Raw genomic sequence first — 21713 nt, 5'->3', positions numbered from 1 at the left:
GATATATCGGAAGCTATCGTGATGCAACAACTACAGCGCGGTCACGTCCGGGTGCGGTCGTCGATGGATGCGACCAGCCAACGGGCCCACTGCTCCTCCATGGCCACGTCCCGCAGCCCGAACTCCAGTGCCGCGCGGCCGTAGAAACCGGCGTCGGAATCCACCCAGTTGATCGAATCACGCAGTTGCTCAAGTCGTTTGAGTTCAGATGCGGCGCGTTCGGCGAACTCGACGGCGTACCTGCGGGCGTCTTCGGGTGGCAATTCGCCGAGCAGGAAGACCCGTAGTACGTCCGGCCGGCGCATCGGCGGGTCGTCGTGGAAATCGCCGATCCACCGGAGGAGTTCGCTGCGGCCGGCATCGGTGACGCGGTATTCCTTGCGGCCGCGGGGGCCGATGTCCGCCACTTCGATCAGTCCGGCGTCGGCCAGCTTGTTCAGCTCGCCGTAGAGCTGGCTCTGGGTGGCGGGCCACACATTGGCCATCGACTTCTCGAAGCGCTTGAGCAGGTCGTATCCGCTGCCCGGATGCTGGGCGAGCAGGCCGAGGGCAGCGAAGCGAAGACTCATGGCGGCATCGTACGGCCCGACATTCCTGGACTGGAGCATTGAAGACCAGACGACATTCCACCGTTGACATGTCAGTAATGAAGTGTCATCGTTGTCCGATACCCGACAGGAGGTCCAGCCCATGACCGACACCGCTTCAGACCACACGGAGGCCAACACGCTGTTCGGCGCCGGGGAGTTCTTCCAGCGCGGGAACTATGCCCCCGTCCCCGAGGAGCTGACGACGTTCGACCTCGAGGTCGAAGGTGCGGTCCCCGCCGAGGTGACGGGCTGGTACCTGCGCAACGGGCCGAACCCCCGTGAGACGACGGGCCACTGGTTCACCGGCGACGGCATGATCCACGGCGTTCGGATCGAGGGCGGCCGCGCGGCCTGGTATCGCAACCGGTGGGTCCGCACCGAGAGCTTCGAGCATGACTTCCCGCTCTACGAGGAAGACGGCGCCCGCAACCTGCGGGCCAGTGTGGCCAACACCCACGTCGTCAACCATGCAGGCAAGACGCTCGCCCTGGTCGAGTCCTCGCTGCCGTATGAGATCACCAACGACCTCGACACGGTGGGCGCCTACGACTTCGACGGCAAGCTGACGAACTCGATGACCGCGCACCCGAAGATCTGCCCGACGACCGGAGAGATGCACTTCTTCGGGTACGGCAGCCTCGTCGCACCGCATGTCGTCTACCACCGCGCGGATGCCGACGGGCAGTTGGTGATCAACCGCCCGCTCGAGGTCAAGGCGCTGACGATGATGCACGACTTCGCGTTGACGGCCAACCACGTCGTGTTCATGGACCTGCCCATCGTCTTCGATTTCGACATCGCGGCGAGCGGTTCCGGCGACATGCCCTACCGCTGGGACGACGACTACGGCGCCCGGCTGGGACTGCTGCGCCGCGACGACCCGTACGGTGAGGTGCGCTGGTTCGAGATCGACCCCTGTTACGTCTTCCACGTCGCCAACGCCTACGAACGCGGTGACACCGTGGTCGTGCAGGGGGTTCGCTACCCCGAATTATGGCGCCAGAACGGTGGATTCGACACCGACGGGATGATGTGGACGTGGACGGTGGACCTGCGGCGGGGCACGGTCACCGAAAGCCAGCTCGACGAGCGTGCCGTGGAGTTCCCGCGGATCGACGACCGGCTCGCGACGCTGCAGGCGCGCTACGCGGTGTCCGTCGGCGACGCCAGCCTGGTACGCCACGATCTCGTCACCGGCGATGCCGTCGAGCACCGGTTCGGCACTCCGGAAGCGCCCGGCGGACCGGGAGAAGCGGTGTTCGTGCCCGCGGCCGGCGCCGCCGACGAGAGCAGCGGCTGGTACCTGGGTTACGTCTACGACCCCACGCGCGACGGCAGCGATCTGGTGATCATCGACGCGTCCGATTTCACCGGTCCGCCCGTCGCCAGAATCAAGCTACCGCAACGAGTTCCGTATGGTTTCCACGGGAACTGGATCGCCGACTGATTCCGGCGCGAGCGTCAGGACGGCGGGGTGAACGGACCTGAGTCCTGGGGCGGAGACGGTGTCGGAGAGAGGTACCGAGGATGGGTGGGTCCCTGCGTCGGCCAGGCCGACGGCCGGCGCGAGGACTGCAGCCGGCCCAGCTCCCGGCGGTGGCGCTCTGCGAGGACGGCCGCCAGTATCAACGGCGCCGGCGTGCCCGGTGGTGGCGGTGGTGAGATGCGGGCGACCACCTCGACGGTGATCCGATGCGCCATCTGCTCTCGCATCTGGGGGTTGAGTTGCGCAGCACGGGAGAGGAACTGGCGGGCGAGCTCGGCTTGTTCGGCATCGAGCCCGGACAGCTCGAGCGACGCCGCCCACCACGCGAGTTGCGGCGGCATCGGCGGTGGTGGCGAAAGTTTCGCTGCACGTTCGCTGATGACGAGGGTGCCCGCGAAGACATCGCCGATGCGCTTGCCTTTCGGGGAGAGCAGGCTGCAGATCACCGCGGGGCCGCCGGTGAGCATCCAGATCTCGATGACGCCGGACAGCGCCCGAAAGAGCGCCTGGCGGAACCGTTCCGGTCCGCCGTCTTCGGACACCACCCGCAAGCCCATCGCCATCTTGCCCAAGGACCGGCCGCGGGTGGCGGTCTCGAAGATGACCGGGTAGCCCACCAGCGCCAGGACGGTGAAGATGATCAGCACTGCGCCGGAGAACGCCGCATCGGCCTCCGACAAGGTCACCGCCCACAGCACGACACCGATGATGTAGCACACGAACACCACGGTGATGTCGATCAGCGCTGACAGCGCGCGCACCGGGACCTGGGCGATCTGGACATCGAGGACCACCGCGTCTCCGGTCACCACGGGCTCTTGCTGACCGACCATGCCAGCCACGCTACTAGGATCGGCGAGGTGGATGTCGACGCGTTCGTCGTGGCGAATCGCCCGACCTGGGACCGGCTGGACAGGCTGGTGAAGAAGCGCAGGCAGCTCACCGGCGCCGAGATCGACGAACTCGTCGACCTCTACCAGCGGGTGTCCACCCACCTGTCGATGGTGCGGTCCGTGTCCTCCGACGGGGTACTGGTCGGCAAGCTGTCGGGGCTGGTGGCCCGCGCCCGGTCGGTGGTCACCGGCGCGCACGCCCCGCTGCGGAGCGAGTTCGTCCGGTTCTGGACGGTGTCCTTCCCGGTGGTCGCCTACCGCGCGTGGCGATGGTGGCTGGGATCGGCGATCGGCTTCTTCGTCGTCGCCGTCCTGATCGCCGGATGGGTCGCCGGTAACCCCGAAGTCCAGGCCGCCTTCGGCACGCCGAGCGAGATCGACCAACTGGTCAACAACGACTTCGCCTCGTACTACAGCGAGAATCCGGCGGGCTCGTTCGCGCTGCAGGTGTGGGTCAACAACGCGTGGGTCGCCGCGCAGTGCATCGGCTTCTCGATCCTGCTCGGAATCCCGATTCCCTACGTGCTGTTCCAGAACGCGGCCAACTTCGGGGTGAATGCGGGCTTGATGTTCGACGCCGGCAAGGGCGATATCTTTCTCGGGCTGATCACTCCGCACGGTCTGATCGAGCTGACCGCGGTGTTCCTGGCGGCCGGCGCCGGGATGCGGCTCGGCTGGTCGGTGGTCTCACCCGGGAACCGACCGCGTGGTCAGGTGCTGGCTGAGCAGGGCCGGGCGGTGATCTCGGTCGCCATCGGTCTGGTGGTGGTGCTGCTGGCGGCCGGAGTGATCGAGGCGTTCGTGACGCCGTCGCCGTTGCCGACGTTCGCGCGCATCGCGATCGGCGTCGCGGCAGAGGTGGTGTTCTTGGGTTACGTGTTCCATTTCGGCCGCAGGGCGTCGCGGGCCGGAGAGACGGGTGACATCGACAACGCGCCCGACCTGGTGCCCACGGGCTAGTTACTCCGCGAGCAGACACAAACTCGTGCGACTCTCGGCCAAAGTGTGCGAGTTCGCGTCTGCTCGCGGGTCAGCTGGCGATCGACGCGCGCACCAGATGGTCGGCAATCCGGTCGGCGAGCTGCTCAGGATGCTGACGAACGTCGGTCACGACGATCGGGACCATCGTCCAGCCGAGCTGCTGGACCGCGGCGAACCGGCGCTTGTCGCGCAGCATCTCGGCCCTACCGGCGTGCCACTCGATGCTCTCGTACTCTGCGGCGACCCGCTGTTCCGGCCAGGCGAAGTCGACCCGCCACCTCTCCCCGGCACGGCCACGGATCACGTACTGAAGCTCCGGACGCGGCAATCCGTGGTCGATCATCACCAGCCGGGCTTCGCTTTCCATCGCAGATTCGGCGCGTCCGTCCGCCAGCTGTACGAGTGCGCGGACGGCGACGATGCCGCGGCGACCGCGCTGCTGCGACACCGCGGAAGCCAGGTCGGCCGGAGTGCATCTGCCCGAGTGCAGCGCTGCATCCAGCGTCGCCAACGCCCGTGGGCGCCGTAGTTCACGGGCCACCTCGACAGCTGTCCACGCAGGAGCAGTAGCGAGACGGCCCCGAATGCGCTCCAGCGGTGCGCCACCACGTTGATGCACCATCAGCCCTACCGTCGGACGAAGCCTCACACCTGGGTCCAGCACATGGACGCACTCTGTTGCCTCGGTGTCGAATCCGTATAAAGCCGCGGCCGTCCCGAGGCACGCGACCGAGCGTTGGCCGAGGTGTGAATCCAACGCCGTCAACCGGCCGATGAGATCGGGCGTTTTCCGGCCGTAAACGCCGTGCCACACGCGTACCAGCCGGCCCTTCTTCACCTGTCGATCAAGCTGTTGACGGGACATCACCTGTAGTAGCTCAGCGGTGGTGACGTATCCGCCGCCGTGTCGAAACAGGTCGTCCAGCTCTGTCCGCATCTTCGAATCGTCAGCCCGCACAGGACCGGCGCTGGTCGGTGAGACGGCCATCGCTGGATGGAATCCGTTGTGGGGATTTGCGCGCCCGGCTTGCTCCGCCGAGCAGACACAACCTCGCGGGTTTTCGGCGAAAAATGTGCGAGTTCGCGTCTGCTCGCGCCGGAGAAAGCCCTACAGCCGGCCGGTGGCTTTCATCGCCAGGTAGTGGTCGGCCAGGGCCGGTGCGATCTCCTCCGGCGGTGCATCCACGACGTCGACGCCGCAACGCCGCAGCCGGGATGCGACGTCGCGCCGCTCGTTGCGGGCGCGCTCGGCGGCGGCGGCGTCGTAAACCGCCACGGCATCGGCGCGGCCTGCGGCGAGTGTGTCCACCCGGGGATCGCCGACCGCGGCCAGCAGCACCTGGTGTTTGGCGGTCAGCTGTGGCAGCACGGTGATCAGCCCCTCGTCGATCGCGGAGGCGTTGAGGTCGGTCAACAACACCACCAGTGCGCGCCGACGCACCCGCCGCTGGATCGCCGTCACCAGCGCGCGTGGATCCGACTCGATCAACGCGGGCTCCAGTGGCGCCATCGCCTCGACGAGCTTGGCCAGCAACCCGGTGCGCGAGGCGTTGAAGACGCCGGCCCTGGTGACGCGGTCGTGTGCCAGGAAGTCGACGTGGTCGCCTGCTCGTGCGGCCAGCGCCGCCAGCAACAGGGCGGCGTCCATCGACCAGTCCAGCCGCGGCCAGCCGCCGGGGTCTAGTGCTGTTGGATCCACGCCCACGCGCCCGGCCGAGGTGCGGCCGGTGTCGAGCACGATCACCACGCGCCGGTCACGCTCGGGCCGCCAGGTGCGCACCACCACGTCGGCCCGCCTTGCGGTCGCACGCCAGTCGATCGAGCGGACGTCGTCACCCACGACGTACTCACGCAGCGAATCGAACTCGGTCCCCTGGCCGCGGATCAGCACAGGTGTCATGCCGTCGAGCTCGCGTAGCCTGGCCAGCCGTGTCGGCAGATGCTTGCGCGACAGGAACGGCGGCAGGATCCGGATCTGCCAGGGCACCCGGTGTGAGCGCTGCCGGCCGGCAAGGCCCAGCGGGCCGACGGATCTGGCCGTCACCAGTGCCGAGACCTGATCACCGCGACGGACCGGCCGCAACTGGGTTTGCAGCCCAACACGCTGTCCTGCAGCAAGGTTCACCGGATGGGTCCGGGGTTCGGCGCGCGCGCTGGGAGCCCACGCGTCCCGGATAACCCCGCGGAACCTGGTCCGGCCACCGTTGCCGACGCTCAGTTCCGCCGCCACCGGCTGACCCAGGCGCGCGGAGGTCTGGCCGTTGCGCGTCAACGTGAGGGCGCGCGGACTGCCTGCCAGGGCGACATCGACCGCGACGGCCACCACGAGTGCGGCGGCCAGGACAGCGAAAGCCAGTGCCGGACGGGCGGAGAACGCGATGGGAAACGCGCACAGCAGCGCGATCAACCCGGTGCGTCCGGTGAGTATCACTGCCCGGCAACTATCTCGGCACCGGCACGGAGGCCAGGATGCCCTCGATCACCCCGTCTGCGGTGGCCCCTTCCAGCTCGGCCTCGGGGCGCAGCGCGACACGATGCCGCAGTGTGGGTCTGGCCATCGCCTTGACGTCGTCGGGGGTGACGTAGCCGCGGCCCGACAGCCACGCCCACGACCGCGCCGTGGACAGCAGAGCCGTCGCCCCTCGCGGCGATACCCCGAGCTGCAGTGATGGTGAATGTCTTGTCGCGCCGACGATGTCGACGATGTAGCCGAGAACCTCGTCGCCGACGAGCACCTGCCGGACCGCCTCTCGCGCGGCCGCCAGGTCGGCCGGGCCGGCGACCGGCTTCACCGCGGACAGGTCACGCGGGTCGAACCCGCGGGCGTGCCGGTCGAGGATCGCGATCTCCTGGTCTCGCGGCGGCAGCGGGACATTGAGCTTGACCAGGAACCGATCCAGCTGGGCCTCGGGCAGTTGGTAGGTGCCCTCGTACTCGATCGGGTTCTGGGTGGCCGCGACGATGAACGGGTCAGGCAGGGCCCGGGGCTCGCCGTCGACGCTGACCTGACGTTCCTCCATCGCCTCCAGCAGCGCTGCCTGCGTCTTGGGCGGGGTGCGGTTGATCTCGTCGGCCAGCAGCAGGTTGGTGAACACCGGGCCGGCTCGGAACTCGAACTCCGCGGTGCGCGCGTCGTAGACCAACGACCCGGTGACGTCGCCGGGCATCAGGTCCGGGGTGAACTGCACCCGCTTGAAGTCCAGCTGCAACGCTGCCGCCAGCGTGCGCACCAGCAGGGTCTTCGCGACGCCGGGCACACCCTCCAGCAGCACGTGACCGCGGCACAACAGGGCGATCACCAGGCCGCTCACCACGGCATCCTGGCCGACGACGACCTTGCCGATCTCGGCGCGCAGGTTCATCAACGCGCTGCGGGCGCTGTCATGCTCGGTGGGTGGTGTCACGACTGTGCGACCAGCCTTTCCATGTTGTCGAGTTCGCGTGCGAGGGTGACTAGTTCGGTGTCGGTGGCGGGCGGCGCGCCGTACAGCGTATGGCCGACCGCGCGGGGGTCCAGACCGGAACGTGCCGTGACCGCCTGAGCGACGGTCGACTGGTCGGCCGTGAAGCCCAGACCCAGGCGGGGCAGCATCCGCTGCAGTGTCGATGTCCGAAGGGCCTCGGCGGCGCGGTCCCTGGCGCGACGCGAACGGTACAACCGGCCCCGCCCCTCCACGGTCTCCGACGCACGCACCACGACGGGCAGCCGTTCGGCCACCAGCGGGCCGATCCGGCGGCCCTTCCACAGGGCCAGCAACACCACGGCGAGCGCCAGCTGCAGGGCCACCCAGGTGACCTGAGCCGGGATGAGGTCGGAAATCGTTGCCCCGCCGTCGGAGTCAGCGGTCTCGCTGCTCTGAGGCGCATACCACACCACCCGGGGGTGCTGGCCGGCCAGATTCATCGCCAGCGCGGCGTTGCCCTCCTCGAGCAGCCCTTCGTTCATCATGAACAGCGCACTGCCCACGACCGTCGTCGTCCGGCCGTCGTCGGTGTAACGCGCCAGCACGCCGTCGTAGCACCGGGTCACCGGTGTTGCGGCGGACGCCTCGTAGGTGTCGGCCGCGCCGAAGTGCACGGTCCCGGCCTGTCTGGCCTCCCGCAGGTCACAATCCGCGGTCAGGCCACCGAAACTGGTCGAGTCCGCTCGGCGGAGCGCCGGGGCGAGCTGCTCGCGAGTCTGACCGACCGGCTCGACCAGGAGGAGATCGGACGGCACCTCCGCCAGCCGGGCGAGCAACTCGTCGCCGAACAGATGGGCGGTCTGCGCGACCACCAGCAGGGTCCCGGGCTGTGCTTCGCGTTCGACGGCCGCGACGGTGTCGGCCTCGACGACCGTCACCCCGTTGTCGCGCAGCAGCGTGACCAGGGCGCGGGCCCCTTCCGGGGACGTCGAGTTCGCTTCCATCCGGCCACCGGTTCCCGGCGAGGTCAGGTAGGCCGTCGCCGCGGCGACGCCGACGATGACGACGAGGGCGAGCAGCACCCAACGCCCGGTGCGCCACCGCTGGCCCATGGTCGCGCCGACGACGGTCGACGAGGAATCCGTCATCGCACCTCGGCCCATGTCTGCGGCGACGACGTGGGGGGCGACTCGGCGGAATCCTTCGCCGTTCGGGTGCCGAGTTTGCGGTCCAGCGAAGCGATCATCCGGTACTGCTCTTCGAGCCCGGGCCGCTCACCGTAGGTCACATCGTTGAAAATCTCTGCTGCGGAGAACAGTTCGTCGGCCAGAGGCGGCAGCGCCCGGCCGGCGGTGCGGGCCAGTTCGGTCGCCGTCCGGCCGGGAACGGGTTCCAGGACACCGTTCTCCTCGAGTTGTCGCGCTACGGCGCGAAGCCGATGCCGAATGGCGGGCGCCCAATCCCCGGCCGCGGCATGCGTTTCGGCGGTCGCGCGGTGTTCGGCGGCGCTGAGCTCGTGGCCACCGAACAGGCCGGCGGATTCGCTGCGGTCGGTGCGCATCGCGCGGCGAGCGATGCGCACCGCGACGAACACGGCGACGCCGAGCAGGATCAGCAGTACCGACACCGTGAACCAGCCACCCGGGACGTCCGCGCTGCCGGCGACCAGCCGGTAGAGCAGTTCGTCGATCCAGTCGAGGATCTGGTCGGTCAGCGACGGCCGGGGGTAGATCGGTTTGCCGAGCTCGCGTTGGGCCGCCTCGTGGGCCGCGTCGCGGTCGATGTCGATCGTCGGCATGTCAGCTCTGGCGGGTCAGCCAGAGGTCGTCGGTGGAATCCGGCGAGGCTGCCGGTCCGCCCGCTGCGCCTGTCTGCAGAACGAGGTCGAAGGCTTCCGACCGGATGCGGCGGTCGGTGTACTGCAACACCACCACACCGGCGGTGAACGGCGCGGTGATGATTTGACCGATGGCACCGCCGACGGCGAACGCGACCAGGGCGAGCATCGCCGCCGTGGCCGACGCCGACGTGGACAGCATGATCTGACCGCCGAAACTGAACGGGATCGCGACCGCCCCGGCGATCAGGTTGGCCACCAGCGTGGCGAGCAGCCGGATGCCCAGGACCCGCCAGAAATCGCCCTTGATCAGCGCAAACGACCGCTTGATCGACGAGATGATGTCGCGGCGCTCCAGCACGATGGCCGCCGGGGTGAACGTCAGCATCGTGCCCAGGTAGACCAGCACCGCGATCAGCGCCAGCACCAGCGGAACGCCGAAGAGAAAGGCGATCATCACATCCGTCGCGACCGCCACGGCCACGACCGGCAGGAACACCAGAGCGATCAACACGACGGCACCGAGGGTCTGCAGCACGGTGAACCCGATCAGCGCCCAGAGCCTCGGACGTAGGCGCCGCCAGGCCTCGCCGATCGTGATCCCGGCGCCGAACACCGCCCGCCCGACCACGACCGTCAGCAGGCCGCTGAGCAGGATCGCCGACAGGACGGTGGAGACGGACGCTGTGAGGCTGGACGTCGCCCAGCTCACCAGCATCTCGGCGCTGGGTTCGTCGCTGCCCATCGCTTGCGCGAGTTGCCCGGTGAACGCGAACGGCAGCAGCGACAGCACCAGCGTCAACAGCTGCGCAGCGACCACGACGATGGTGGTGAGGCCCAGCGTGGCTTTGGGATTCGCCCGGACATAGGCCACTGCCCCGTTGAACATGTCGGACAGGCTGAGCGGACGCAGCGGGACGACGCCCGGTTTGAACGCCGGCCGCGGACCGTAGCCGGGTGGCGGGCCACCGTAGGGAGGTGGATAGCCGGGGGGCGGTCTGTAACCGCCGTATCCCGGCGGCGGGTAACCCGGGTATCCGGGCGGGGGATAACCGATGGGCGGACCGCCGGGGGCGGGTGTCCCCGCCGGACCGTAGCCACCGGTGTCGTACGTCATGCCGACCATCCTGTCGATCGTCGCTGGAATTGACAACGTCAGTCACTCCAGCCGCACGCGGCGGTGCGTCTGGGCCGGTGCCGTTTCGTACCTGCAAGCCCGGGTATCCGAAGCCCATGACGCGTTTCGGCTATACCCTGATGACCGAGCAGAGCGGTCCCAAAGATCTTGTCCGCTATGCAGTTTCGGCAGAAGATGTCGGTTTCGACTTCGAAGTGTCCAGCGACCACTACTTCCCGTGGTTGTCGTCGCAGGGCCACGCTCCGTACGCCTGGTCGATGCTCGGAGCAGTCGCCCACGCCACCGAGCGGGTCGAGTTGATGACCTATGTCACCTGCCCGACGATCCGTTACCATCCCGCGATCGTCGCGCAGAAGGCGGCGACGCTGCAGATCCTCGCCGACGGCCGGTTCACCCTGGGGCTGGGTAGCGGGGAGAACCTCAACGAGCACGTGGTCGGCAAGGGCTGGCCGACGGTCGCTCGCCGCCACGACATGTTGCGCGAGGCCATTCACATCATCCGCGAGTTGATGAGCGGCGAGATGGTGGACTGGAAGGGCGAGTACTTCGAGGTGGACTCCGCGCGGTTGTGGGACGTTCCCGAGATCCCGGTGGCGATCGCGGCGGCGGTGTCCGGTGATCGCTCCATCGAGGAGTTCGCCCCGCTGGCCGACCACCTGATCGCGGTCCAGCCCGACAAATCCCTCGTCGACTCCTGGCATGACACCCGACGGGCCACCGGCCTCCCGGGCGATGTCCGGGTCATCGGCCAGATCCCGATCTGCTGGGACCCCGACCGTGACGTCGCCGTGGCCCGCGCACACGACCAGTTCCGGTGGTTCGCCGGCGGCTGGGCCGTGAACTCGGATCTGCCGACCACGGCCGGGTTCGACGGTGCCACGCAGTTCGTCCGCCATGAAGACGTCGCCGAGTCCATCCCGTGCGGTCCCGACCTGGACGCGATCGTCGAATCAGTGCGAAAGTACTGGGAGGCGGGTTTCACCGACATCGCGATGGTGCAGGTCGGCGGCGAGAGTCAAGATCTGTTCCTCGAGGAGGCGGCGGGCCCGCTACTGGACAAGCTCCGAAGCGCTTCGCAGTGAGAGGAACTCGATGACCCGCGGTAGAGGAATCTACGACGACGAAGAAGGTTCGGCCTCCTCCAAGAACGCCAAGGCCAAGCAGGCCGACGGCGACGACCGCAAGGACACCCCCGACGTCGACGAGGATGCCGGCGAGCCGACCGACTGAGTCGGTCTCGCATACCCTCGTCTGGGCGCGCTGAGTCGAAGGTCGCGCACGTCTGAAAGGGCACCCCATGACCTGGCTCTATCTGGGCTGCGCGATCCTGTGCGAGGTGGCGGCGACGCTGGCGCTCAAGGGCTCGGCCACCGTCGCACCGCTCTATGTCGTGGTCGTGGTGGGATACCTGGCGTCTTTTGTCTTCCTGACGGCCGTGCTCAAGCGCGGTATGGGTGTCGGCGTTGCGTACGGCATCTGGGCGGCGACGGGCGTCGCGCTCGTGGCGTGCCTGTCGGCGCTGTTCTTCGGCGAGGCCTTCACCGTGGCGATGGGCCTGGGCCTGGTGTGCATCATCGCCGGCGTGCTGCTGGTCGAGACCGGGACACATGTGCAGCGGTCCAACGCTGATGCCTCCGCAGCGGGTAGCTGACCGGATGCAGTACCTGCTGTTGCTGGGTGCGATCGCCTCGGAGGTCGCCGCCACGCTGACGCTGCGGACCGCGGCCAACGGCCGGCCCCGGCTCTACGCCGCGGTCGCGGTCGGCTACGTGCTCGCCTTCACGATGCTGCTCGGTTCTCTGCGGCACGGCATGCCGCTGGGGATCGCCTACGGCATCTGGGCTGCCGCGGGGGTGGCGATCACGGCCGTCGCCTCCCGGTTCCTGTTCGACGAGCCGCTGACCCGCCGGATGCTCGGCGGCATCGGTTTCATCGTGGTCGGCGTCCTGCTCATCGAGATCGGTGCCGGACATTGACATCGCACTCCGCCAAGGTCATCCGGCGGCGACGGGCAGATCTGCCAGCCGCCATTCGAGCATTCCGTCGTTGAGCCGAATCGCGCGGCGACCGTGATCGGTGAGTAACCGGACCGCGTCATAGGCGAAGACGCAGTATTCGCCCCGGCAGTACACGACGATCTCCCTGTCGCCGGGCAGCTCGTCGATCCTCCGGGCGAGTTCGTCGACGGGGATCGACACGGCGCCGGGGATGTGTCCGGACTCGTACTCCTCGCGTGGCCGCACATCCAGAACCACCGTGCTGTCCTCGCTCAACCGGCCGACCAACTCGTCGCGGTGCAGCGCTCCCAGGTCGGCGCCCCCCGCCAGCAGATAGTCGTCACGGGCGGCGGGGACCTCTGCCTGGTGCGCTTCGGCGACCTTGCGCAGCAGCACGAACAATTGGGCGACGTCCTCACCGGCGAGGCGATAGTAGATCCGCACGCCGTCGCGACGGGTCGTGACGAAGCCGGCCGCTTTCAGGATTTGCAGATGCGCTGACGCGGTGGTCAGGTTCAGCCTGGCCGCCCTGGCGAGCGCGTCGACGGTGCGTTCACCCTGGCCGAGCAGGTCCAACAACTCGAGTCGACTGGCGTTGGCCAGTGCTTTGCCGCTCGCGGCGAACGCGTCGTAGAGCCTCGTCTTCGCCGGTGACCTGTCCATCGAACCCATCCGCGCCATATTCCACCTTTCCATGGATTAATGTACCTTAGGAGCCTGAGCGTGGCCGCGCACCGGTCCGACACAGCGTGAGGAGGACGCGATGGCCTTCACCGATGAGCACCTGATCCCGCTGGTCGACGAGGGGCTGGGCAACAGCGCCTACCTGGTCGACCTCGGTGGTGGTCGTGCGCTGGCGGTGGATGCCAGCCGCGATCTCCGCACCATGTGCAGAGCAGCCGACCAACGCGGGCTCACGGTGGCCTATGCCGCCGACACCCATCTGCACGCCGATTTCCTGTCGGGAGCGGTGCAGCTGCACCACGATTCGGGCGCGCAGATCCTCGCCTCCGCCGGCGGTCACCGATCCTTCGAGCACACCGGTATGGACGACGGCGACGAGATCGACCTGGGCGGGTTGGTGCTGCGGGCATGGGCCACCCCCGGTCACACCGACGAACACGTGGCGTTCGTGTTGGCAGATGGAGACCGCGAACTGGGGGTGTTCACCGGAGGATCGCTGATCGTGGGATCGGCGGCGCGCACCGATCTGCTCGGGGCGCACCGCACCGACGAACTCACGCGGGCGCAGTACCGATCACTGCGTCGGTTGGCGACGCTGCCCGCCGAGGTGGCGGTCTGGCCGACGCACGGCGCCGGCTCGTTCTGCTCAGCGCCCCCAGGGGCCGAACGGGTTTCCACGATCGGCGACCAGATTCAGAGCAACCCGCTGATGACGACGCCCGATGAAGACACCTTTGTCGCAGAGCTGGTGGGCAGTCTGGGGAGCTACCCCGACTACTTCCGGCGTCTGGGCGAAATCAATCGCAGAGGTCCTTCCGTCCTGCTCGACAGCCCCCATCTGGCCGACCTGAGCCTCGGACACCTCGATCGGTTATGTGTCGAGGGCGGCGTGGTCGTCGATGTCCGACCGGCGGCTGCGTTCGCCGGTGGGCATATCCCGGGATCGCTTTCGATCCCGCTGCGCGACCAGTTCGCCACCTGGTTGGGCTGGCTGGTCGATGCGGACACACCGTTGGCGTTCGTCGCCGAAGAAAGCCAGGACCTCTCCGAAATCGGTTGGCAGGCCTACAAGATCGGCTACGAGCGACTGGTCGGTCGGCTGTCCGGCGGAATGGCTTCCTGGCAGGCGGCTGGGCGGACTACGAATCGGCTGACGTTCGCCACCGCGGATCGCCTCGCCGGCCGCCCGTACCTGGACGTCCGTCAGGACGCTGAATACGAGTCGGGCCACGTTCCCGGGGCGCTGCATGTCGAGTTGGGCTCGATCGCCGAGCGTGTCGACGAGGTTCCAGATGGTGTGGTCGTGGCCTGTGGGCACGGGGAGCGGGCGATGACCGCGGCAAGCGTGCTGCAACGCCACGGACGCTCCGACCTCGCCGTGCTGGACGGCGGACCCGACGACTTCGTCGCAGCGCCGCGGTGACCACCGTTCCCGACCGCCGGGGACGCCCGGTTCGCCTCGGGCTCCGCGAAAACTGGCTGCAGTTCACGCTTCTGGTGATCGTGAACGTCTGTGTCGGCGGTCTGGTCGGTTTGGAACGCACGACCGTGCCACTGATCGGCACCGAGGTGTTCGGTCTGACCAATGACCTGGCCGTGTTCTCGTTCATCATCGCCTTCGGAATCAGCAAGGCATTGACCAACCTTGCCGCCGGAGCTCTGACCATGCGGTTCTCCCGCAAACAACTGTTGCTGGCGGGGTGGGCACTTGGGGTGCCGGTGCCCTTCATGCTGGCGTGGGCGCCATCATGGTGGTGGATCATCGCCGCAAACGTGTTGCTCGGGCTCAACCAGGGCCTGGCCTGGTCGATGACGGTCAACATGAAGATCGATCTGGTAGGGCCCTCCCGCCGGGGCCTGGCCACCGGACTCAATGAGGCAGCAGGCTACGTCGCCGTCGGTGCCACCGCCCTGCTCACCGGATACCTCGCCACTTCCTACGGATTGCGACCCGTGCCCGAGTTGATCGGCGTGGTGTTCGTCGCCGCAGGCCTCGGACTGTCCCTGGTGGTTCGCGATACCGCCTCCCATCTCGAGCTGGAGCTGGCCCAGCACGCGGCTACGGAACCCGGTGAAAAGAACGGCTTTTGGGCGATATTCCGCCGCACCACGTGGAAGGATCGCAGCCTGCGCGGGGCCAGCCAGGCTGGGCTGGTCAACAATCTCAACGACGGCCTCACCTGGGGCGTGTTCCCGCTGCTGTTCACCGAATACGGGCTGGGACTTGCCGCTGTCGGACTGATCAAGGGCATCTACCCACTGCTGTGGGGGTTGGGGCAGATTCCGACCGGCCATCTGGCGGACCGCATCGGCCGCAAGCCTCTCATCGTCACCGGTATGTTGGTCCAGGCGTCCGGATTTGTGCTCGCCCTGACGCTTCTGGCCTGGCCCCTGCTGGCGGGTGTCACCTCCGCTGTCGCTCTGGGCATCGGCACCGCCATGGTCTATCCTGCGCTGATCGCCTCGATCTCAGATCACGCCCATCCCGCCTGGCGGGCGAACGCCATGGGCACATACCGATTCTGGCGCGATATCGGCTACGCCGCAGGGGCCCTCATCGCCGGGGTGGTCGCCGACGCGTTCGATCTCAACGCCACTGTGATCGTCGCCGCCGTCCTGACGGCACTGTCGGGGTTGTTGGCCGCCTACTGGATCACCGAGCGCGAAGACCTCACCGCCCCATGATGGACCCGCAGCAACCCACATCGACCCAGCTCGCCGCCAAGAGCGCGCAGCTCGACGCGGTCCAGAAGCGCACTCTGCGCGTGCTGGTGGCCGCTCAGATCTTCAGCGGCGCGGGACTGGCCGCCGGCGTCACCGTGGGAGCGCTGCTGGCCCAGGAGATGTTTGGCTCCACCGGCATGGCCGGGGTCCCGAGCGCGCTGTTCACCATCGGGTCGGCCGCCGCGGCGGCGGGCGTCGGGCAACTGTCTCAACGTTTCGGCCGTCGTATCGGTCTGGCGACCGGCTACCTCACCGGAGCGCTCGGCAGCGTCGGTATCGTCGTCGCCGCCGTCATCGACAACATCTCGTTGTTGTTCGCCGCGCTGTTCGTCTACGGCGCCGGCACCGCCACCAATCTGCAGGCCCGCTACGCCGGTGCGGATCTCGCCCACCACGACCGCCGCGCCCGTGCGATCAGCACCGTGCTCGTCGCGACCACGGTGGGTGCGGTCATCGGCCCCAACCTCGTCGGCGTTCTCGGCGACCTCGCGGACGCGATCGGGGTTCCGCGGCTGGCCGGCCCGTTCCTGCTCGCCGCCGTCGCCTACGGGGCCGCAGGCGTCATCATCTGGATCCTGTTGCGGCCCGACCCTTTACAACTGGCTGCCGAGCTCTCGTCGGCCCCCGCAACCACGGTGGTCGACGAGCCCGCCGAGAGAACTTCGTCGTGGAACCCGGTAGTGCTCGCCGGGGCGGCGGTGATGATGATCACCCAGCTCGTCATGGTCGCCGTCATGACCATGACGCCGGTCTACATGCAGCACCACAACCACGATCTCGCCGCCGCCGGGCTGGTGATCTCGATCCACGTCGCTGCGATGTACCTGCCCTCGCCGATCTCCGGCTACCTCGTCGACCGGTACGGCGCGGCCCTCACCGCTGGGCTCGCCGCCGTCACGCTGATCGCCGCAGGCGCGCTGGCCGGCTTCGCCCCGCCGGATTCGATCGCCGCGCTCGCGGTGGCGCTGGCGCTGCTCGGGTTCGGCTGGAGCCTGGGGCTGATCGCGGGCACCACCGCGATCACCAACGCCACCGCAGTGGCCGGTCGCGCGAAAACCCAGGGCACCGTCGACCTGTTCATCGCCGTCGCCGGTGCGGCGGGCGGCTTGGGCTCCGGCTTCGTCGTCGCTCAGACGAGCTTTCCCACGCTCGCGGTGATCGGCGCTGTGGCCGCCGCGACGATCGTCCCCATCCTGCTGTTGCACCGCCGCGGGAACTAGGCGATACCGAAGTCCTTGATCTTGCGGTAGATGGTGGCGCGGGACATTCCCAGGGCCTCGGCAGCGTCGGCCTTGTTGCCGTAGTTCTCCGAGAGGCTACGCACGATGGCATCGCGTTCCATGGCCTCCAATCGGGTGAGCTTGCGACGGCTTACCGAATGGCACTCAGCGGGCAGCTTGTCGATGCCGATGGTCCCCGAACGCTGCTGGGCAACGGTTTCGGTCAGCACGCTGCGCAATTGAGCAATGTTGCCGGGCCACGGCAGCTTGCTCAGCTGTCGCATCGCGTCGGCGTCCATCTTGGCCTCGCCACGCGTCAACTCTTTGAGCATCATCGGAACAAGCTCCTCGAGGTCCTCGATTCGGTGACGCAACGCAGGGACCGTCACGGTGTGGGTGAAGAATGGCAGGACGAGCATGTCCACCAAGGGTGAGTTCCGTTCTGCGCCGGTTGTGGCAGCGATCCAGCCGCGTCCGGCCCGGGCCTGCATGACGGCCGCCAGCGGCTCGAGCACGTCGTCGGCGAGCTCGTCGACGTTGGCGATGATGACCGCAAAGTCGGTGCAGTCCGTCTCGGCTTCGAGTTCGGCAACAAAATCGTCTGCGGAACAGAAGGATTCTGCGCGCAGGATCCGAACGGGACGTTCCGGTGTGACGAACTGTGCGACAGATTGGCCAATCCGCGTTCTGCCAGAACCACGTTCGCCTTCGATCACCACCCATTCGCGGTCACGGTAACAGCGTTCGACCTGCTGGCAGCTGCGGCGAAACGAACTGCTGCGCCCTGCGAGCCGCGGGATGGGTTGGCCTCCGCGCGCCGGGGCTCTCTCGGTGACATGCAGCGATACGTGAAAAACCATGCTGTCACTGCGTACGCCGACCGCGATGCGCTCGGCGGTCGATATCTTCACCGACGCGCTGCTGGGCAAGGTGGCTACGGTAGTCACCGTCAACGACGTCCGCGTCATCTCGGCGGCATGATCCAGCAGGGCGGTCTGGTCCCCGGCGTCCAGTGCCTGGCGGAGGTAGGGGTTCATCAAGACGACATCACCACCGATCGCGAGCACGCCTGCGGGGTAGCGGCGGCTCTGCTTGAGGTAGGCGTCGAGTAGCGCGGTCTCGGTCGCGTTGTTCATCGCGCGGATGCGGTCCTCGATCTGGCTGCCCGCACTCTTGGCGAGCACGAAGAGCAGCGGATCGGCCTGCCGTGCCCAACAGGTCAAGTCGATCACGCCCAGGATGCGCCGGGTGACGGGTTCGCGAATGGGCGAACCTGCGCACGCCAGGCGTCCAAGCGCCCCTATGTAGTGCTCGCTGCCTTGGATGAACGTTGGTTGGCCGGTCTCCAGGGCGGTACCGATGCCGTTTGTGCCCGCGAACTCCTCTGCGTAGCTGTACCCCTTGGCGAGCCGGACGTCGTCGAGAATGCGCTCGATCTTGGCGTCTGGAGCGATGCGGTCGAGTACCAAGCCGTCAGCCGAGGTGAGGACGACGCTCACGGCCTGTTCAGAGAGATCCTCCGCAATCCGGCGAAGCACCGGCGCGGCAGCGTGGGTGAGGGGAGTGTCTGTGTCCGGGTCGCGCAGGTAGGGCAAATCGACGCGATCGGGGTGTATGTGCAGGTCGCGTGACCGAAGCCACGAATTGAGCACGCTGGGTGCGACGGCATCGGTGCTCAGCGCACCCGCGGCGAGGAACTGCTCTCTCGCGCGCTTGGTTCCGACGGCTGTGTCGGCATCTTTGACCATGGTGGCGCTACCTCGGTCCTCAACGGCTGCAACTGGCAGCCTAGGCACCCGCGCCGACCGCGGCGTCTCAATTTGAGAATCCCCGTCCCCCGCGCCAGGCGAGTTCCGGCTGCTACCAACTGTGACCCTCGTCTCAGACTGAGACGCATATGAGCCGTGTCACAGAGTTACATCGGTAGCGCATCGCCCCTCAAACCTCGTCCGCCGGCCCGGTCGGATGAATGGCCCATCTATCAGGAGGCTCGAGTTGAGTAGACAAAGCCTGACCAAGGCGCACGCGAAGATCAGTGAACTGACCTGGGAACCGACGTTCGCGACTCCCGCAACCCGGTTCGGGACCGACTACACGTTCGAGAAGGCACCCAAAAAGGACCCGCTGAAGCAGATCATGCGGTCCTACTTTCCGATGGAGGAGGAGAAGGACAACCGCGTCTACGGCGCAATGGACGGTGCCATCCGCGGCAACATGTTCCGGCAAGTGCAGCAGCGCTGGTTGGAATGGCAGAAGCTTTTCCTGTCGATCATTCCCTTTCCCGAGATCTCGGCAGCCAGGGCGATGCCGATGGCCATCGACGCCGTGCCCAACCCGGAGATCCACAACGGGCTGGCGGTGCAGATGATCGACGAGGTCCGTCATTCGACGATCCAGATGAACCTCAAGAAGCTGTACATGAACAACTACATCGACCCCGCCGGCTTCGACATGACCGAGAAGGCGTTCGCGAACAACTACGCGGGCACCATCGGCCGGCAGTTCGGTGAGGGCTTCATCACCGGTGACGCCATCACCGCCGCCAACATCTACCTGACGGTGGTCGCCGAAACAGCGTTCACCAACACACTGTTTGTCGCAATGCCCGACGAGGCGGCGGCCAATGGCGATTACCTGCTGCCGACAGTGTTCCACTCGGTGCAGTCCGACGAGTCCCGGCACATCTCCAACGGCTACTCGATCCTGCTGATGGCATTGGCCGACGAACGCAACCGGCCGCTGCTGGAGCGGGACCTGCGCTACGCCTGGTGGAACAACCACTGCGTGGTGGACGCAGCGATCGGCACCTTCATCGAGTACGGCACCAAAGACCGCCGTAAGGACCGGGAAAGCTACGCCGAGATGTGGCGGCGCTGGATCTACGACGACTACTACCGCAGCTACCTGCTGCCACTGGAGAAGTACGGCCTGACCATCCCGCATGACCTCGTCGAAGAGGCGTGGAAGCGCATCACCGAGAAGGGCTACGTGCACGAGGTCGCGCGGTTCTTCGCCACCGGCTGGCCGGTCAACTACTGGCGTATCGACACCATGACCGACACCGACTTCGAGTGGTTCGAGAGCAAGTACCCGGGTTGGTACTCGAAGTACGGCAAGTGGTGGGAGGCCTACAACCGGCTCGCGTACCCGGGCCGCAACAAGCCCATCGCGTTCGAGGAGGTCGGGTACCAGTACCCGCATCGTTGCTGGACGTGCATGGTGCCGGCGCTCATCCGCGAGGACATGGTCGTCGACAAGGTCGACGGCCAGTGGCGGACCTACTGCTCGGAGACCTGCCACTGGACCGACTCAGTCGCCTTCCGCGATGAATACGAGGGCAGGCCGACGCCGAACATGGGCAGGCTCACCGGCTTCCGTGAGTGGGAGACATTGCACCACGGCAAGGATCTCGCCGACATCGTCAGCGACCTCGGTTATGTCCGCGACGACGGCAAGACGCTTGTCGGTCAGCCGCACCTGAATCTGGATCCGTCGAAGATGTGGACCCTCGACGACGTCCGCGGCAACACGTTCAACAGCCCGAACGTGCTGCTGAACCAGATGTCCGACGCCGAGCGCGACGCCCATGTCGCGGCCTACCGGGCCGGCGGCGTCCCCGTCTAGTAGCGATTTCGGCGTGATTTCGGCCGCTCACCGGTCGAAATCACGCCGAAATCACCAAACTCAGGAGCTCACAGTGGCTGACATCCACCGCATCAATTTCGAGCCCGTCGACATCGAGATCGAGGTCGGCGAGGACGAGAACATCCTCGATGCCGCGTTCCGCCAGGGCATCCACCTCATGCACGGCTGCCGCGAAGGCCGCTGCTCCGCGTGCAAGTCCTATGTCCTCGACGGCGAGATCCAGATGGAGAACTACTCCACCTTCGCGTGCAACGACGCCGAGGTCGACGACGGCTTCGTTCTGCTGTGCCGATCGCATGCGTTCAGCGACTGCACCATCGAACTGCTGAACTTCGACGAGGACGAACTTCTCGGCGGTATCCCGATCCAGGATGTCCGCACCGAGGTGCTGGCGGTCGAACCCAAGACCCGCGACATCGTGTCCCTGCGGCTGAAGCCGATCGACCCCGGCAAGTTCGATTTCAAACCCGGTCAGTATGCCGACCTGCACATCCCGGGCACCGAGGAGCACCGGTCGTTCTCGATGGCGACCACCCAGTCGTCCACCGACCAAGTCGAATTCCTGATCAAGAAGTACCCAGGCGGCAAGTTCTCCGCACTGCTCGACGGTCAGATCAAAGTCGGCGACGAGATCGCGCTGACCGGTCCCTACGGATCTTTCACCTTGAAGAAAGGTCACGTCCTTCCCGTCGTGTGCATCGGCGGCGGCGCAGGGATGGCACCCATCCTGTCGCTTCTTCGGCACATGAACGAGACCGAGAACACCCGGCCCGCGAGGTTCTACTACGGCGCCCGCACCGCGGCCGATCTGTTCTATCTCGACGAAATCCTGGAGTTGGGAGAGGGATTGACCGACTTCCAGTTCATCGCCTGCCTGTCGGAGTCCGACGGCGGGACCGTGCCCGACGCGGTCACCGTGGTGGACGGCATGGTCACCGACGTCGTCGCGCGTCACGAGGCCGCGATCGCGAAGACCGAGGTGTACCTGTGCGGTCCGCCGCCGATGGTCGACGCCGCGCTGGCTTTGCTCGATGCCAACTCCGTGCCCAAGGACCAGGTTTTCTACGACAGCTTCACCAGCCCCCTGTTCGATTAGCCCGCCCGAAAGGAATCA

21 protein-coding genes are annotated in these 21713 nt (G+C 67.1%); 11 read left to right on the top strand and 10 right to left on the bottom strand.

Annotated elements, in window-relative coordinates; genetic code table 11:
* Positions 1-41: 41 nt before the first annotated feature.
* Positions 42-569 carry a PadR family transcriptional regulator gene (locus tag G6N53_RS01655; RefSeq protein ID WP_163886593.1) on the bottom strand — a complete coding sequence of 176 codons (528 nt, stop codon included), beginning with the start codon at positions 567-569 and terminating at the stop codon, positions 42-44.
* Positions 570-690: 121 nt separating this feature from the next.
* On the opposite strand from G6N53_RS01655, the gene G6N53_RS01650 reads away from it, so the two are divergent.
* On the top strand, positions 691-2037 hold the full coding sequence (locus G6N53_RS01650; RefSeq protein WP_163886592.1) for a carotenoid oxygenase family protein: 1347 nt from the start codon (positions 691-693) through the stop codon (positions 2035-2037).
* Between the two features lie 14 nt (positions 2038-2051).
* Here the strand turns inward: G6N53_RS01650 and G6N53_RS01645 are convergent, their stop codons facing one another.
* Entirely contained in the window at positions 2052-2852 is an 801-nt protein-coding gene (locus G6N53_RS01645; RefSeq protein WP_308206953.1) for an RDD family protein, read from the bottom strand.
* Positions 2853-2936: 84 nt separating this feature from the next.
* Between G6N53_RS01645 and G6N53_RS01640 the strand changes: the two genes are divergently transcribed.
* Entirely contained in the window at positions 2937-3929 is a 993-nt protein-coding gene (locus tag G6N53_RS01640) for a stage II sporulation protein M (RefSeq protein WP_163886590.1), read from the top strand.
* Positions 3930-3999: 70 nt separating this feature from the next.
* Here the strand turns inward: G6N53_RS01640 and G6N53_RS01635 are convergent, their stop codons facing one another.
* From G6N53_RS01635 to G6N53_RS01610, 6 genes are all read right to left on the bottom strand, one after another.
* Positions 4000-4887 (bottom strand): type IV toxin-antitoxin system AbiEi family antitoxin, encoded by an 888-nt coding sequence (locus tag G6N53_RS01635; RefSeq protein WP_163886589.1) that lies wholly within the window; start codon positions 4885-4887, stop codon positions 4000-4002.
* A 171-nt stretch (positions 4888-5058) separates the two neighbouring features.
* Positions 5059-6381, bottom strand: coding sequence for a DUF58 domain-containing protein (locus G6N53_RS01630; protein WP_163886588.1), 1323 nt, complete (start codon positions 6379-6381; stop codon positions 5059-5061).
* 10 nt (positions 6382-6391) lie between these two features.
* Positions 6392-7312, bottom strand: coding sequence for an AAA family ATPase (locus G6N53_RS01625; protein ID WP_237166684.1), 921 nt, complete (start codon positions 7310-7312; stop codon positions 6392-6394).
* A gap of 38 nt (positions 7313-7350) precedes the next feature.
* Positions 7351-8502 (bottom strand): DUF4350 domain-containing protein, encoded by a 1152-nt coding sequence (locus tag G6N53_RS01620; protein WP_163886586.1) that lies wholly within the window; start codon positions 8500-8502, stop codon positions 7351-7353.
* A complete protein-coding gene (locus tag G6N53_RS01615) occupies positions 8499-9152 on the bottom strand; it encodes a DUF4129 domain-containing protein (protein WP_163886585.1) in 654 nt (217 codons plus the stop codon). The genes G6N53_RS01620 and G6N53_RS01615 overlap by 4 nt, the downstream gene beginning before the upstream one ends.
* A gap of 1 nt (position 9153) precedes the next feature.
* A complete protein-coding gene (locus G6N53_RS01610) occupies positions 9154-10308 on the bottom strand; it encodes a glycerophosphodiester phosphodiesterase family protein (RefSeq protein ID WP_205390249.1) in 1155 nt (384 codons plus the stop codon).
* Positions 10309-10424: 116 nt separating this feature from the next.
* Between G6N53_RS01610 and G6N53_RS01605 the strand changes: the two genes are divergently transcribed.
* From G6N53_RS01605 to G6N53_RS01590, 4 genes are all read left to right on the top strand, one after another.
* Positions 10425-11411: an LLM class F420-dependent oxidoreductase gene (locus tag G6N53_RS01605; protein WP_163886583.1), complete on the top strand. Its 987-nt coding sequence runs from the start codon at positions 10425-10427 to the stop codon at positions 11409-11411.
* Between the two features lie 10 nt (positions 11412-11421).
* On the top strand, positions 11422-11559 hold the full coding sequence (locus G6N53_RS01600; protein ID WP_163886582.1) for a hypothetical protein: 138 nt from the start codon (positions 11422-11424) through the stop codon (positions 11557-11559).
* Between the two features lie 67 nt (positions 11560-11626).
* Entirely contained in the window at positions 11627-11980 is a 354-nt protein-coding gene (locus tag G6N53_RS01595) for a DMT family transporter (protein WP_163886581.1), read from the top strand.
* A 4-nt stretch (positions 11981-11984) separates the two neighbouring features.
* Entirely contained in the window at positions 11985-12305 is a 321-nt protein-coding gene (locus G6N53_RS01590) for a DMT family transporter (protein WP_163886580.1), read from the top strand.
* Positions 12306-12323: 18 nt separating this feature from the next.
* On the opposite strand, the gene G6N53_RS01585 is transcribed toward G6N53_RS01590, so the two are convergent.
* On the bottom strand, positions 12324-13022 hold the full coding sequence (locus G6N53_RS01585) for an ArsR/SmtB family transcription factor (protein WP_371870788.1): 699 nt from the start codon (positions 13020-13022) through the stop codon (positions 12324-12326).
* A gap of 67 nt (positions 13023-13089) precedes the next feature.
* Between G6N53_RS01585 and G6N53_RS01580 the strand changes: the two genes are divergently transcribed.
* The 3 genes from G6N53_RS01580 to G6N53_RS01570 are packed head-to-tail and all read left to right on the top strand — an operon-like array spanning position 13090 to position 16954.
* Complete coding sequence (locus G6N53_RS01580; protein ID WP_163886579.1) at positions 13090-14433, top strand: MBL fold metallo-hydrolase; 1344 nt, start codon at positions 13090-13092, stop codon at positions 14431-14433.
* Positions 14430-15695 (top strand): MFS transporter, encoded by a 1266-nt coding sequence (locus G6N53_RS01575; RefSeq protein WP_163886578.1) that lies wholly within the window; start codon positions 14430-14432, stop codon positions 15693-15695. Before G6N53_RS01580 ends, G6N53_RS01575 begins: the two co-directional genes overlap by 4 nt.
* The gene (locus tag G6N53_RS01570) at positions 15695-16954 is read left to right on the top strand and encodes an MFS transporter (protein WP_163886577.1); all 1260 of its coding nucleotides are present in this window, start codon (positions 15695-15697) and stop codon (positions 16952-16954) included. The genes G6N53_RS01575 and G6N53_RS01570 overlap by 1 nt, the downstream gene beginning before the upstream one ends.
* Here G6N53_RS01570 and G6N53_RS01565 read toward each other — a convergent pair.
* Entirely contained in the window at positions 16951-18702 is a 1752-nt protein-coding gene (locus G6N53_RS01565; protein ID WP_163886576.1) for a sigma-54-dependent Fis family transcriptional regulator, read from the bottom strand. The two genes, G6N53_RS01570 and G6N53_RS01565, sit on opposite strands and share 4 nt — an antisense overlap.
* A 247-nt stretch (positions 18703-18949) precedes the next feature.
* Here G6N53_RS01565 and G6N53_RS01560 point away from each other — a divergent pair, with 247 nt between their 5' ends.
* Entirely contained in the window at positions 18950-20578 is a 1629-nt protein-coding gene (locus G6N53_RS01560; protein WP_163886575.1) for a ferritin family protein, read from the top strand.
* A gap of 73 nt (positions 20579-20651) precedes the next feature.
* Complete coding sequence (locus G6N53_RS01555) at positions 20652-21695, top strand: 2Fe-2S iron-sulfur cluster-binding protein (protein ID WP_163886574.1); 1044 nt, start codon at positions 20652-20654, stop codon at positions 21693-21695.
* Positions 21696-21713 lie beyond the last annotated feature (18 nt).

It is taken from the genome of Mycolicibacterium hippocampi, assembly GCF_010723735.1.
GTDB classification, from domain to species: domain Bacteria; phylum Actinomycetota; class Actinomycetes; order Mycobacteriales; family Mycobacteriaceae; genus Mycobacterium; species Mycobacterium hippocampi.
Note: the sequence above shows the minus strand (reverse complement) of the source record. Positions and strands in the feature narration are given on the sequence as shown.